The organism is Pseudoalteromonas sp. P1-26 (assembly GCF_001401795.1).
In the GTDB taxonomy this organism is placed as follows: domain Bacteria; phylum Pseudomonadota; class Gammaproteobacteria; order Enterobacterales; family Alteromonadaceae; genus Pseudoalteromonas.
The window spans coordinates 97,854-110,473 of record NZ_LKDX01000003.1 but is presented as its reverse complement, the minus strand read 5'-3'; the positions used below and the strand labels follow the sequence as shown (position 1 = coordinate 110,473).

Sequence of the window (12,620 nt, the reverse complement as noted above, 5' to 3'; positions counted from 1 at the left end):
GCAAAGAGAAGTAAAAAGCAAACATTACATGATAAAGATCACAACAAACGCAGTAACCAGCTGAAGCGGCTGACTTGTTTCAATTTACCGTCTTTGTGGTCTGAGTTATTAAGTGCTTCGTAGCCCATTCCCGCAGTGAAGGCACTGGCAATACCTACTTTACTTACTGCAAAGCGTTTTAAACGGTATTTGAATGCTTGATGGTGTTGACGTTTAAGCTCATCTTGTAGATCCATTTGTTGGCTTAGTTCAGTCACTCTGTGCTGTGGTTTATTAATAAAATAATCAATTAACATCATTCATCCTTATTAATATTAAATAATTGGCGAACGCTTTTTAGCGTGTGATCAAAGCCTATCTTGCTACTTACATAACCAATATTTTTCCAAAGCCATGCAAGGCATAGCAGTTGTAATGCAATCAGTGAAATAGCGGCTAACCACAATGATTGGCTAAAGCTAAATATTGCGATACCTACAGTAGCAAGTAGACCAGCCCAAAGTAGCACCAAGCCGCCTGCAAAACAGACGAGTAGGATAATAGTTAAGGCGAGTGAGCGTGTTGATAAGCGCCACTCAGCAGCTGCAAGCTTTTTACAAGTTCCAGTTTGTTCACGGTAGTCAATGTATAGCTGTTTGCCGTAATCAGATAATTTAGCAAGATGATCTTGCCACTGATCAGCGTTTAACGGCTGTTCAGTGGCATCTTGCGTTTTCTCATCTGTAGATTGAGAAGACTGCATAACAATTACTTACGACGAATAAGAGCAGTTACTAACATGCCTGCAGCAAAGGCAATACCTGCTGTTGCAAGTGGGTTTTCTGATGCAAGCTTACGAGTTTTACCACTGTACTCATTAATTTTAGCGCGTGCTACAGCTTGCTTTTCAGATAGCGTTTGAGCAGAGCTCGATGCGCCTTGGCGAACACTATGTTCAGCACTTGCTGCACGAGTTGAAAGTGCATCAACAGCGTGATGTGCTGCTTCAGTTGCTTTTTCTGTGAATGGCGCCTCTACTTGAGCCGCGTTCGAGTTTGCACTGCTATTAGTTTCTGTGCTTGAGTTCGATTTAGAAGTTGCGGTAGTCATAATCATTCCTTAAAAATTGCCATTTAATTGGTAGCTAACCTATCGCAACCTTCATACCAAACAGTAAAAACTAACTTTTTCAATGCGTTATAATTTTTAATCAGCTATCGGAGGGAGAACATTCGTAACTCTTGCAGGGTGATTAAGTAAAAATTACAACATTCGATAATTTTGTAATTATTCATTGGTTATTCATTAACCATTTTTCCCTAATACATCGCCAAGAAAATTGAAAAAATATTTTTTTTCGATGTTTTCCACTTTTTCCCACGTAATTCATAGGCTTTGCTTGAGGCCTTATTTTTTCTGGCTTCACAAGGCGCTTATGATGATCTGCTTACTTGACAAAATGGCTTGTCAAGCCCTAAACTGGAGCACTGTGGTAAAAAGTGGTTTTTAGTGGATCAAACTGGATCGGAAATAATCATTAACGATTAACAACCTATTTTTAAGGCAAGTTATGTTTCGGGGTGCGAGCTCTCTGAGTTTGGATGATAAAGGACGCTTTGCGGTACCAACTAAGTACCGAGATGCGATCTTGTCTGAAGATCAGGGAACGGTTATCTGCACTGTGGCCTTAAATGAACCTTGTTTGTGGTTATACCCGCTAGCAGAATGGCTCGAAATTGAAGAACGATTATTAAAGATTTCGAACATGAATCCACGTGCTCGCCGTATGCAACGTATGCTGCTCGGTAACGCTACAGAGTATCAACTAGATAAAAATGGCCGAATTTTGCTGGCGCCGTCGTTACGCGCACATGCAGAACTTGGAAAAAAAATCATGTTGGTTGGCTTGATGAACAAGTTTGAAATTTGGGATGAAGATCGTTGGCATGAACAAATGCGCCAAGATACTGAAATTGAACGCCTAGGCGATTTTGAGGCGAATCCTGAGTTCGATAACTTCTCACTCTAACCACAATAATAAAAAGGCAAAAACTAGCTAATGACAGCGCAATTTGAACATGTCTCTGTACTGATGGACGAAACCATAGATGCTTTGGATATTAAACCCGAAGGCATTTACATGGATGGCACATTTGGTCGCGGTGGGCACTCTGGACAAATTCTTGCGCGTTTAAGTGAGCAAGGTCGTTTACAAGCAATTGACCAAGATCCACAAGCTATTAAAGCCGCCGAAAAGTTTGCTGATGATGCACGTTTTTCGATTGCCCACACTCGTTTTTCAAACCTTAAAACAGTTGCCGAAGATAACGATTTAATCGGTAAAGTAGACGGTATTTTGTTAGATATCGGTGTTTCTTCGCCACAGCTTGATGATGCTGAACGCGGTTTTAGCTTTATGAAAGATGGCCCGCTTGATATGCGCATGGACCCAACCAGTGGTCGCAGTGCTGCACAATGGCTAGCTGAAGCTGAACTTGAAGATATTACCCATGTGATTAAAACCTACGGCGAAGAAAAGTTTGGTCGCCGTATCGCTCATAAAATAATTGAAACACGTGAGCACACTGCTATCACAAGCACAAAGCAGCTTGCTGACTTAGTCGATGAAGCGGTGCCAGTGAAAGATAAACACAAACACCCAGCTACACGTACATTCCAAGCGATCCGTATTTATATCAACAGTGAACTTGAAGAAATTCAAACTGCACTGCAAGCCGCTGTTGACGTTTTAAAACCAGGTGGGCGTCTAGTCGTTATTTCGTTCCACTCGTTAGAAGATCGCATTGTTAAGCAGTTTATAAAAAAACAGAGTAAGGGAGAGGCGATACCCAGAGGTCTGCCTTTGACGGACGCACAAATAAACAAAAATCTGACGTTAAAGGCAGTGGGTAAAGCCATTAAGCCGAGTAAGGCGGAAATAGAAGTTAACCCGCGTTCACGTAGTTCTGTGCTAAGGGTTGCTCAGAGGTTGTAATGAAAGCTAAAGCGACACATCGCCAACCCAATTTATTTGTAGAGATTTTTAAAGGCCTAGGAGCTAATAAGCTGACCTTGGCCTTGTTGGTTGTGATCCTTGCTTCGAGCTTGAGTGTGGTTCAAGTGACGCATCTAGCGCGTCAACAATTGATTGAACAAGATAAATTACTGCAAGAGCGCGATGAACTTGATCTTGAGTGGCGTTACTTGCTTGTAGAAGAAGAATTTTATTCGCAGCATGCGCGTATTGAAGAAGTCGCAACCATGCAATTAGAAATGAAACGGCCAACTAGCCAAGACGAACAGGTGGTGGTACTGCAATGAGAAGCAGAGGGAAAAAGCCAACGAATACCTTGATAACATGGCGCTTTTTGCTCGTGTGCTCAGTGGTGTTGCTAGTCTTTATGACGCTGGTTGCGCGTGCCGCTTTTTTACAGGTCATTGAGCCAGATAAAGCGCGTTCAGAAAGTGATAAACGTACTGTGCGAGTTGAAAAACAACATGTGCAGCGAGGCATGATCTTCGATCGTAATGGTAAAGAGTTGGCAGTCAGCGTGCCTGTGGTAAGTGTGTATGCCGATCCTAAAGCACTACATAAATCACTGATCAGTAAGGTACTGCGTCAAGCACGTAAAAATGGTGAAGATCAACAAGCGCTTGCTGAAAACACTGTTGAGTTAGATAAACGTATTGCCGCTTATTACAATAATGATATTCGCTGGCGTGAACTTGCGGATGTATTACGTATTGACCCAAGTAAAGTTAACTCTCGCCTTCGTGATAATCCAAAGCGTCGTTTTGTCTACTTAAAACGTCAGGTTACCCCTGCTGTAGCTAACTATATTGGTGATCTTCGTTTACCAGGTATCCACTTACTTGATGAGTCAAAACGTTATTACCCTGCCGGTGAAGTGACAGCTCATGTTATTGGTTTTACTAACATTGATGGTCATGGTATTGAGGGGATCGAAAAGCTTTATGAAAAAGCGTTAACCGGTGTTGAAGGTCAGCGTACTATTCGTAAAGATGCGCAAGGCCGTGAAGTAGAAGTTCTTGATGAGCGCGAGCGTGTAGAGCCAGAGAGTATTCATTTAAGTATCGACCAACGTATTCAAGCAATTGCTTATAAAGCAGTGAAATCAGCGGTGTTATCGTACAAAGCGACCTCAGGTTCAGCCATGGTTGTGGATGTTAAAACCGGTGAAGTGTTGGCTATGGTAAATAGCCCATCGTTTAACCCAAATAACTTATCAGATGCTGCGCCGCATAAGCGTCGTAACCGTGCTATCACCGATTTATTTGAGCCAGGCTCAACTGTTAAGCCGCTAGCCATTTTAGCTGGTTTAGACTACGGCGTAATTCAACCGGATTCAATAGTTGATACTTACCCTGGCTGGATGCGAGTAGGTGGAAGCCTTGTGCAAGATACTCGTAATCATGGTGAGATGACTTTAAGAGAGATCTTAAAATATTCAAGCAATATGGGTGTGACTAAGGTCAGCCAAGAGTTACCAAAAGATTACTTTGTTGGTCTTTATCAAAAAGTCGGTTTTGGCAGCGACAGTGGTACGGGCATGGTTGGTGAAAGCAGTGGCTTATTTTATCCAAATCGCCGCTGGTCTGATCATGAAATTGCCGCACTATCATTTGGTTACAACTTAGCAGTAAGTACCGCACAAATGGCGCGTTTTTATGCCATGTTAGGTTCAGGCGGCGTTATGCGCCCATTGACTGTACTTAAACAAGAGTCGGTACCAGAAGGTGAACGCGTTTTTCAACAAAAAGATGTTGAAGCTGTTGTTCACATGATGGAAAGCGTGTTTGAGAAAGGTGGAACTGCACAAAAAGTTCACGTTGATGGTTATCGTGCTGCAGGTAAAACAGGTACCTCTAAAAAAGCCGCTGTTGGTGGTTACGGTGACGAATACGTTGGTTATTTTGCTGGTATCGCACCTGCAAGCAACCCGCGTTTAGCGGTAGTAGTATTGATTAATGAGCCGGGTGGAGATGTTTATTACGGCGGTGCGACGGCAGGTCCTGCATTTGCAGAGATTGTCTCCAATGCCTTAAGAATTCTAAACGTTGCACCGGACAAAGATGCGGTTGCGTACGTAGAAGGCAAAGATAACGATGCGTGATTTAAAACCGATTCTTAATCATATTGATGTTGAGGCCAATAGTTTAGTGGTCAATCAACTACGTCTTGATAGCCGAGATGTAAAAGCTGGCGATGTGTTTGTTGCCATAAAAGGCCATCAACTCGATGGCGGACAGTTTATTGAAAAAGCCATTGAAAATGGTGCGGTGGCAGTTATTGCTGACCGTTTATGTGAGTTCGAAAGTGAGTTTGAACCACTTTATTTAGTTACCGATTTAGCGAAAAAGCTGCCTGCACTTGCAGCTGCTTTTTACCAGCAACCATCAAAGCAGTTGGATTTAGTGGGTGTGACAGGCACCAATGGCAAGTCAACGACCACAGCGATGATCGCGCATTTAGCACAGCACTGTCATAAACGTGCGGCTGTGATTGGTACGCTCGGTTATGGGCACCCTGATAACCTGACTGAGCTTGCAAACACCACACCATCGAGCGTTGATTTACAGCGTATTTTATCTGAACTTGTAACAGAACAGCATGATGTTGTGGCTATGGAAGTCTCATCTCATGGCTTAGTTCAGCAACGTGTTGATCAGTGTAAATTTAAAGCCGCTGTGTTTACTAACCTTTCGCGTGACCACTTAGATTATCATGGCACGATGGATGCCTACGGTGATGCGAAGTTGATGTTAATGCGTGACCATATGCCTGAGCTTGTGGTGCTTAATCAAGATGATGCGCAAGTTGAAGCATGGTTAGAAAAATACGACTTCAATAACCTAATTTGTTACGGCCATAAAAACCTAACGCCTAAAAATGCGCGTTTTGTTTATTTCAGCGATGTAACATACGATAATGCCGGTATATCGGCGAAGTTCGATACCAGTTGGGGGCAGGCTGAAGTTAATTGCACCCTGTTTGGCGAGTTCAACTTATATAATTTAGCCGCTGCAATGGCTACTTTATTAGGTATGGGTTACCCACTTGATTTACTTGTTGAAGGGTGTAAATCATTGCAGCCTGTTGCTGGGCGCATGCAGGCATTTAGTGCGCCAGGTCAACCGACTTGTGTTGTTGACTATGCCCATACTCCTGATGCGTTAGCACTAGCATTACAAGCATTGCAAAAGCATGTTCCAGGTGGCGTCAGCTGTGTGTTTGGCTGTGGTGGTGACCGTGATAAAGGCAAACGCCCGATGATGGCAAAAGCTGCTGAAGCTAATGCAGACCGTATTATTGTCACTAGTGATAACCCAAGAAGTGAAGACCCTGACGCAATTATTGCTGATGTGATTGCGGGGCTTGAGCGGCCTGAACGCGCACATTGTGAAGCAGACCGCGCGCAGGCTATTAGTTATGCCATTGCGCAAGCAGGTGCTGATGATGTCATTCTAATTGCGGGCAAAGGCCACGAAGACTATCAAATTATTGGCGACCAACGAATCGACTTCTGCGATCGTCAGTATGTACAACAACAATTAAAAGAAAAATCGCAAGGGGCGCAGTTATGATCCCTATGGATTTTGATTGGCTAGCTAAAGTTCTAGCAACCGATTACCAAGGTGGTAATCAAACGGTAAAAAATATCAATACTGATACTCGTACTTTGTGCGATGATGAAGTGTTTTTAGCGCTACAAGGGCCTAATTTTGATGGTCATAAATTTGTTGCGCAAGCAAAAGAAAAAGGCGCGATAGCTGCCATCGTAGCGCGTCCTGTTAATGTCGATATTGTGCAGTTTGTGGTCAGTGATACACGAATTGCGCTTGGCCAAATTGGCGCAGCTGTGATGGCACAGGTTGCACCAAAAACAATTGCTATCACAGGTAGCGTGGGTAAAACGACCGTTAAAGAAATGTGTGCGGCGATTTTATCTGGCCATGGTGAAGTACTGGCAACAAAAGGCAACTTTAATAATGACATTGGTGTACCACTCACGTTATTACGCCTTGAACCACAACACCAATATGCGGTTATTGAATTAGGTGCAAATCACATTGGTGAAATTGCATACACAGTAGCAATGACGAAACCTGATGTTGCTGTGGTATGTAATGTTGCAGCTTCTCACTTAGAAGGCTTTGGCTCACTACAAGGTGTAGCAACGGCCAAAGGCGAAATCTATGACGGCTTAAAGCCTGATGGTGTTGCCGTAGTTAATTGCGACAGTGACTATGCCGATTTTTGGCTTGATAAATTAACTGATCGCAACGTAAAACTTTTTTCTACTAGCCAACAATTAGATTATTGGGCAGAAGATGTGGTGCTTGATGAGCAAGCCCGTGCTTCTTTTGTGCTTTGTAATAAAGATAAAAAAGTACCTGTCACTCTGGCACTACCGGGCAAACATAATATTGCAAATGCATTAATAGCCACCGCGTTAACCACTGAGCTGGGTGTAAGCCTCGAAAGTGTTGCATCAGCGCTGGCAACCATGGGTGAAGTTAAAGGTCGTGTAAACGTCCTTAAAGTGTCAGACACATTGACGGTTATTGATGATACCTACAACGCGAATGTGCAATCGGTTAAAGCGGCAATTGATTTATTAAGTGATATGCCGGGGCGTCGTATTTTTGCGTTAGGTGATATGGGCGAGCTTGGTGAAGAAGCGCGTTTTTATCATCAGCAAGTCGGTGAATATGCACAGCAAAAAGGCATTGATGAACTTTATAGCCTAGGTGTACTAAGTAAATCAGCCAGTGATGTATTTGAAAAGCCAAACCGCCACTTCTCAAGCCGTGAACAATTATTACAACAATTACAAAGTGAACTTGCTCAATCGACGCAAAAAACCACAGTTGTTGTAAAAGGTTCGCGCAGTTCTCGTATGGAGCTTGTGGTCACAGATTTAGTAAATAGCCAGCAAAATGGCAACAATGGAGTATCGTCATGTTAGTTTGGCTGGCCGAGTATTTAACACAGTATTACAGTGGTTTTAATGTTTTTTCTTACCTAACGCTGCGCGCAATTTTAGGTATTTTAACAGCACTGCTTATCTCACTTTATTTTGGCCCTAAGCTAATTCGTGCATTACAAAAAATGCAGATTGGTCAGGTGGTTCGTCACGATGGTCCAGAGTCACACCTATCTAAAAAAGGCACGCCAACTATGGGCGGTATTTTGATTTTAGGGGCGATTTTTACCAGCACATTACTGTGGGCTGACCTTTCAAATAAATATGTTTGGGCAACCTTATTTGTCGTGGGCTCGTTAGGTGTGGTTGGCTTTGTTGATGACTACCGTAAAGTGATCCGCAAAGACCCTAAAGGCTTAATTGCTAAGTGGAAATACTTTTGGCAATCAGTGATTGCGTTAGTGGTTGCCAGTGCGCTTTATTTTACCTCGCAGCAAGGCAGCGAAACCTCATTAGTTGTGCCGTTTTTCAAAGACGTGTTACCACAGCTAGGGTTGTTTTATATCGTGATGACTTACTTTGTAATTGTCGGTACGTCGAACGCGGTAAACCTAACAGATGGCCTTGATGGTTTAGCGATTGTACCAACCATTTTAGTGGCGGCAGCACTTGCCATTATTGCTTATTTAACAGGTAACGTTAATTTCTCAAGCTATCTACATATTCCGCATTTGCCACTCGCCAGTGAGCTTGTGGTTGTGTGTACAGCAATTGTGGGAGCTGGACTTGGTTTCTTATGGTTTAACACCTACCCAGCACAGGTATTTATGGGTGATGTAGGCTCATTAGCACTCGGTGGTGCTTTGGGTATTATTGCGGTGCTGGTTCGCCAAGAACTAGTACTTATCATCATGGGTGGTGTGTTCGTAATGGAAGCATTGTCGGTGATTTTACAAGTGGGCTCTTACAAATTACGTGGCCAACGTATTTTTAGAATGGCGCCTATTCACCACCATTATGAATTAAAGGGTTGGCCTGAGCCGCGCGTAATTGTGCGCTTTTGGATTATTTCAATCGTGCTAGTACTTGCTGGCCTTGCGACATTAAAGATCAGGTAAATGACAGTTATTAACGAGATTAAAAACAAACAAATTTCAGTGCTCGGACTCGGTGTAACCGGTCTGGGCATTGTGCGTTTTTTATTATCTCAGAATATTAAGCCAATTGTTGTTGATAGCCGCACAGCGCCGCCGGGTGCTGATTGGCTAAATGAGCATGCCAGTGAGTTAACGACTCACTTTGGTGATTTAGAACAGGCAGACTTAGCCAGCAATGACATTATTATCATCAGCCCAGGTCTAAGCCTCGCGACACCTGCAGTAGCAAAAGCGATTGATGCTGGTGTTGAAGTGATTGGTGACGTTGAGCTTTTTGCTCGTTTAACTGATAAACCAATTGTTGCGGTGACAGGTTCAAATGGTAAGTCGACTGTAGTTACATTGGCGTTTGAAGTGCTTAAAGCGGCCGGTTATAAAGTTGGCCTTGGTGGCAACATTGGTACTGCGGTACTTGATTTACTATCGCAAGACTATGATGTGTATGTACTTGAACTGTCGAGCTTTCAGCTTGATACCACACACAGCTTAAAAGCAAAAAGTGCCTGTGTATTGAATGTGAGTGAAGATCACCTCGATCGTTATCCAAGCTACCAAGCATACATTGACTCTAAGCAAAGTATTTATAACGGCTCTGAGCTCGCGGTAGTTAATGCCATTGATGTGGCAACTCATACTGCAAAGCAGCCCCAAGTGAGCTTTGCGCTCGCTAATGCAGATTTTGCCTTGGTTGAACATCAAGGTGAGCAATACTTTGCAGCACACGGTAAGCCAGTATTACCAGCAAGCTGCTTAAATGTTGTTGGCTCTCACAATCAACAAAACGCCTTAGCGGTCATGGCATTACTGAACCCGTTTGATATTGCTAAAGAGCATTACCAGCAAGCGTTTAGTGCTTTTACTGGGCTTGCACACCGTTGTCAGTTTGTTGCTGAAATTAATGAAGTAAAATACTTTAACGATTCTAAAGCGACCAATGTAGGTGCAACTATCGCTGCGATTGAAAGCTTAGCAGATCAAGCAAAGCAATTAGTTGTTATTGCCGGTGGTGATGCAAAAGGGGCTGATTTAGATGCCTTAAAGCCATACTTAAACAACAAAGTAAAAGCGCTTGTTTGTTTTGGTAAAGATGCTAAAGCGTTAGTGGCTCTAACTGAAAAAGGCCACCTAACCACCAACATGCATGAAGCGGTGCAACTAGCAAAACAGTTAAGCAGCAGTGGCGATATTGTTTTATTAGCACCTGCATGTGCCAGCATTGATATGTATAACAATTATATGCAACGTGGTGATGACTTTGCGCAGTGCGTATTGGCGGAGGCAGTATGATTGCATTTGCTGACATCCGTGAAGCATTAACACCAAAACAATCGCCGCAACTTTATGATGTGCCGTTATTGTATTGCATGTTGATGTTGATTGGCGTTGGCTTTGTGATGGTAACCAGTGCCTCTATGCCAACAGCAGAGCGATTATTTGATAATCCGTATCACATTATCATTCGCCATGGCATGTTCTTAATTATGGGCTTTTTCTTGTTTTGGATTGCCACTAACGTGCCTATGGATTGGTGGAAGCGCAGTAACGCCTATTTATTGTTGCTGGGTTTAGGTTTGCTCGTTTTGGTGCTGATTGTTGGCCGTGAAGTGAACGGTGCAAAGCGTTGGATACCTATTGGCCCGGTGGGCTTTCAGGTCGCTGAAGCCGCCAAGCTGTATTTCTTTAGCTACATTGCTGGTTACTTAGTGCGTAAACGTGAAGAAGTACAAGAGAACTTAAAAGGTTTCTTTAAGCCATTAGCTGTATTTGGTGTGTATGCGTTTTTGATTTTGATGCAACCAGACTTAGGAACTGTAGTTGTACTGTTTGTGACGACAGTTGGTTTGTTGTTTTTAGCGGGTGCTAAGTTATGGCAGTTTTTTGGCCTTATCTTAACGGGTATTGCTGCAGTGGTGGTGCTAATTATCGCTGAGCCATATCGTATGGCTCGTGTCACAGGCTTTTTAGAACCGTGGGAAGATCCATTCGGTAAAGGTTATCAGTTAGTACAATCGCTAATGGCGTACAGCCAAGGTGGTTGGTTTGGTCAAGGCTTAGGCAATAGCGTACAAAAACTGCAATACCTGCCAGAGGCACATAATGACTTTATCTTTGCTGTGATTGGTGAAGAACTCGGCTTTTTTGGCGTATTTAGTATTTTGATTGTACTTGCTGTATTTGTATTCAGAGCCTTGTTAATTGGCCAAAAAGCGCTGCAATGTGGCAAAGAGTACGAAGGCTATTTTGCCTTTGCTATTGGTATCTGGTTTGCGTTTCAAACCATGGTAAATGTGGGGGCAAGTGCCGGTATTTTGCCAACCAAAGGCCTAACACTACCGTTTATTTCGTACGGTGGCTCTAGCTTATTAATTATGACCATAGCAACAGGTGTACTTTTGCGAATAGATTTTGAAACAAAGATGGCGACTAAGCAGGCAACCTCACGTGGAGGTAAGCGATGAGTAAAAAATTACTTGTTGTTGCAGGCGGTACCGGTGGCCATATTTTCCCAGGCATTGCAGTTGCTGACTTTTTAAAACAGCAAGGCTGGCAAGTTAGCTGGATTGGCACGCCTGACAGAATGGAAGCAACGGTAGTACCTAAGCACAACATTGAGATTGATTTTATCAATGTGAAAGGTGTGCGCGGAAATGGAATTAAACGCCTGATTAAGGCACCTTTTATGGTGATGAATGCGGTTTTTCAAGCACGTAAAATTTTAAAAGCTCAAAAGCCAGATGTTGTTCTTGCTATGGGGGGCTATGTGACCGGACCTACTGGCATTGCAGCAAAGAGCTTAGGAATTCCTTTGGTTATTCATGAGCAAAATGCTGTTGCAGGCATGAGTAACCGCTGGCTAGCGAAGTTTGCCAACAAAGTGTTAGCCGCTTTTCCATCAGCTTTTGCAAAAGAACAATGTGAAGTAGTCGGTAACCCAGTCAGAGAAAGTGTCGCTAATGTCACTGCTAAGCAAACAACGACACCGATTAATGTGCTGGTGGTAGGTGGTTCACTCGGAGCACAGGTACTAAATGAGACTTTACCTGCTGTATTCAGTGAACTTTCAGCGCTAACAACGCTTAATATATGGCACCAAACGGGTAAAAATAATGAACCGAATGTGACTGCCAGCTATCAACAGTTAGGATTAACTGAAAATAGTAAAGTCGCTGAATTTATTGATGATATGGATAGTGCATATCAATGGGCCGATTTGGTAATTTGCCGTGCTGGTGCATTAACGGTGAGTGAGATTGCGGCAGCAGGAAGAATGGCCTTATTTGTGCCTTTTCCGCATGCTGTCGACGACCATCAAACTGCCAATGCAAAGTATTTAGTGACTGAGCAAGCAGCGTTGATTATGCAGCAAAGTGAGTTTAACCAAGCGGCGGTTGTTGAGTTATTAGCGCCTTACGTAAATGCACCAGAAAAAATTTCAACAATGGCAAGTAAAGCAAAACAGCTTGCTATTTTAGATGCCACAGCCAATGTTGCAAAACGCTGTGAGCAACTAGCAGATAGAAGAGATTAGTAGTGA

At 43.2% G+C, this 12,620-nt stretch carries 13 protein-coding genes; 10 read left to right on the top strand and 3 right to left on the bottom strand.

What is annotated here, in order from left to right; translation table 11 throughout:
* Positions 1-38 precede the first annotated feature (38 nt).
* The 3 genes from AN394_RS03190 to AN394_RS03180 are packed head-to-tail and all read right to left on the bottom strand — an operon-like array spanning position 39 to position 1,089.
* Entirely contained in the window at positions 39-296 is a 258-nt protein-coding gene (locus AN394_RS03190; RefSeq protein ID WP_054561060.1) for a hypothetical protein, read from the bottom strand.
* Entirely contained in the window at positions 296-742 is a 447-nt protein-coding gene (locus tag AN394_RS03185) for a hypothetical protein (RefSeq protein WP_054561059.1), read from the bottom strand. Before AN394_RS03185 ends, AN394_RS03190 begins: the two co-directional genes overlap by 1 nt.
* Positions 743-747: 5 nt before the next feature.
* Positions 748-1,089 (bottom strand): hypothetical protein, encoded by a 342-nt coding sequence (locus AN394_RS03180; protein ID WP_054561058.1) that lies wholly within the window; start codon positions 1,087-1,089, stop codon positions 748-750.
* A 460-nt stretch (positions 1,090-1,549) separates the two neighbouring features.
* Here AN394_RS03180 and mraZ point away from each other — a divergent pair, with 460 nt between their 5' ends.
* Genes mraZ through murG form a run of 10 tightly spaced genes read left to right on the top strand, consistent with a single transcriptional unit; the run spans position 1,550 to position 12,614 of the window.
* Positions 1,550-2,008 (top strand): division/cell wall cluster transcriptional repressor MraZ, encoded by a 459-nt coding sequence (gene mraZ / locus AN394_RS03175; RefSeq protein ID WP_054552739.1) that lies wholly within the window; start codon positions 1,550-1,552, stop codon positions 2,006-2,008.
* Between the two features lie 30 nt (positions 2,009-2,038).
* Complete coding sequence (rsmH, locus tag AN394_RS03170) at positions 2,039-2,974, top strand: 16S rRNA (cytosine(1402)-N(4))-methyltransferase RsmH (RefSeq protein ID WP_054561057.1); 936 nt, start codon at positions 2,039-2,041, stop codon at positions 2,972-2,974.
* Positions 2,974-3,300 carry a cell division protein FtsL gene (ftsL, locus tag AN394_RS03165; protein WP_054561056.1) on the top strand — a complete coding sequence of 109 codons (327 nt, stop codon included), beginning with the start codon at positions 2,974-2,976 and terminating at the stop codon, positions 3,298-3,300. Before rsmH ends, ftsL begins: the two co-directional genes overlap by 1 nt.
* Positions 3,297-5,114, top strand: a complete 1,818-nt coding sequence (locus AN394_RS03160; protein ID WP_054561055.1) for a penicillin-binding transpeptidase domain-containing protein — start codon at positions 3,297-3,299, stop codon at positions 5,112-5,114. The genes ftsL and AN394_RS03160 overlap by 4 nt, the downstream gene beginning before the upstream one ends.
* A complete protein-coding gene (gene murE, locus AN394_RS03155) occupies positions 5,107-6,585 on the top strand; it encodes a UDP-N-acetylmuramoyl-L-alanyl-D-glutamate--2,6-diaminopimelate ligase (RefSeq protein ID WP_054561054.1) in 1,479 nt (492 codons plus the stop codon). Before AN394_RS03160 ends, murE begins: the two co-directional genes overlap by 8 nt.
* Positions 6,582-7,970 (top strand): UDP-N-acetylmuramoyl-tripeptide--D-alanyl-D-alanine ligase, encoded by a 1,389-nt coding sequence (gene murF, locus AN394_RS03150; RefSeq protein WP_054561053.1) that lies wholly within the window; start codon positions 6,582-6,584, stop codon positions 7,968-7,970. Before murE ends, murF begins: the two co-directional genes overlap by 4 nt.
* Positions 7,964-9,046 (top strand): phospho-N-acetylmuramoyl-pentapeptide-transferase, encoded by a 1,083-nt coding sequence (mraY, locus tag AN394_RS03145; RefSeq protein WP_054561052.1) that lies wholly within the window; start codon positions 7,964-7,966, stop codon positions 9,044-9,046. Before murF ends, mraY begins: the two co-directional genes overlap by 7 nt.
* On the top strand, positions 9,047-10,372 hold the full coding sequence (gene murD / locus AN394_RS03140) for a UDP-N-acetylmuramoyl-L-alanine--D-glutamate ligase (protein ID WP_055020774.1): 1,326 nt from the start codon (positions 9,047-9,049) through the stop codon (positions 10,370-10,372).
* The gene (ftsW, locus tag AN394_RS03135) at positions 10,369-11,544 is read left to right on the top strand and encodes a cell division protein FtsW (RefSeq protein WP_054561050.1); all 1,176 of its coding nucleotides are present in this window, start codon (positions 10,369-10,371) and stop codon (positions 11,542-11,544) included. Before murD ends, ftsW begins: the two co-directional genes overlap by 4 nt.
* The gene (murG, locus tag AN394_RS03130; RefSeq protein ID WP_054561049.1) at positions 11,541-12,614 is read left to right on the top strand and encodes an undecaprenyldiphospho-muramoylpentapeptide beta-N-acetylglucosaminyltransferase; all 1,074 of its coding nucleotides are present in this window, start codon (positions 11,541-11,543) and stop codon (positions 12,612-12,614) included. Before ftsW ends, murG begins: the two co-directional genes overlap by 4 nt.
* The last annotated feature ends 6 nt before the right edge of the window (positions 12,615-12,620 follow it).

Coding starts and splice junctions, on each gene's coding strand:
- mraZ (WP_054552739.1), top strand. CDS start 1,550: ATGTTTCGGGGTGCGAGCTCTCTGAGTTTGGATGATAAAGGACGCTTT.
- murF (WP_054561053.1), top strand. CDS start 6,582: ATGATCCCTATGGATTTTGATTGGCTAGCTAAAGTTCTAGCAACCGAT.
- AN394_RS03180 (WP_054561058.1), bottom strand. CDS start 1,089: ATGACTACCGCAACTTCTAAATCGAACTCAAGCACAGAAACTAATAGC.
- ftsL (WP_054561056.1), top strand. CDS start 2,974: ATGAAAGCTAAAGCGACACATCGCCAACCCAATTTATTTGTAGAGATT.
- ftsW (WP_054561050.1), top strand. CDS start 10,369: ATGATTGCATTTGCTGACATCCGTGAAGCATTAACACCAAAACAATCG.
- murG (WP_054561049.1), top strand. CDS start 11,541: ATGAGTAAAAAATTACTTGTTGTTGCAGGCGGTACCGGTGGCCATATT.
- mraY (WP_054561052.1), top strand. CDS start 7,964: ATGTTAGTTTGGCTGGCCGAGTATTTAACACAGTATTACAGTGGTTTT.
- AN394_RS03160 (WP_054561055.1), top strand. CDS start 3,297: ATGAGAAGCAGAGGGAAAAAGCCAACGAATACCTTGATAACATGGCGC.
- rsmH (WP_054561057.1), top strand. CDS start 2,039: ATGACAGCGCAATTTGAACATGTCTCTGTACTGATGGACGAAACCATA.
- murE (WP_054561054.1), top strand. CDS start 5,107: ATGCGTGATTTAAAACCGATTCTTAATCATATTGATGTTGAGGCCAAT.
- AN394_RS03185 (WP_054561059.1), bottom strand. CDS start 742: ATGCAGTCTTCTCAATCTACAGATGAGAAAACGCAAGATGCCACTGAA.
- AN394_RS03190 (WP_054561060.1), bottom strand. CDS start 296: ATGTTAATTGATTATTTTATTAATAAACCACAGCACAGAGTGACTGAA.
- murD (WP_055020774.1), top strand. CDS start 9,047: ATGACAGTTATTAACGAGATTAAAAACAAACAAATTTCAGTGCTCGGA.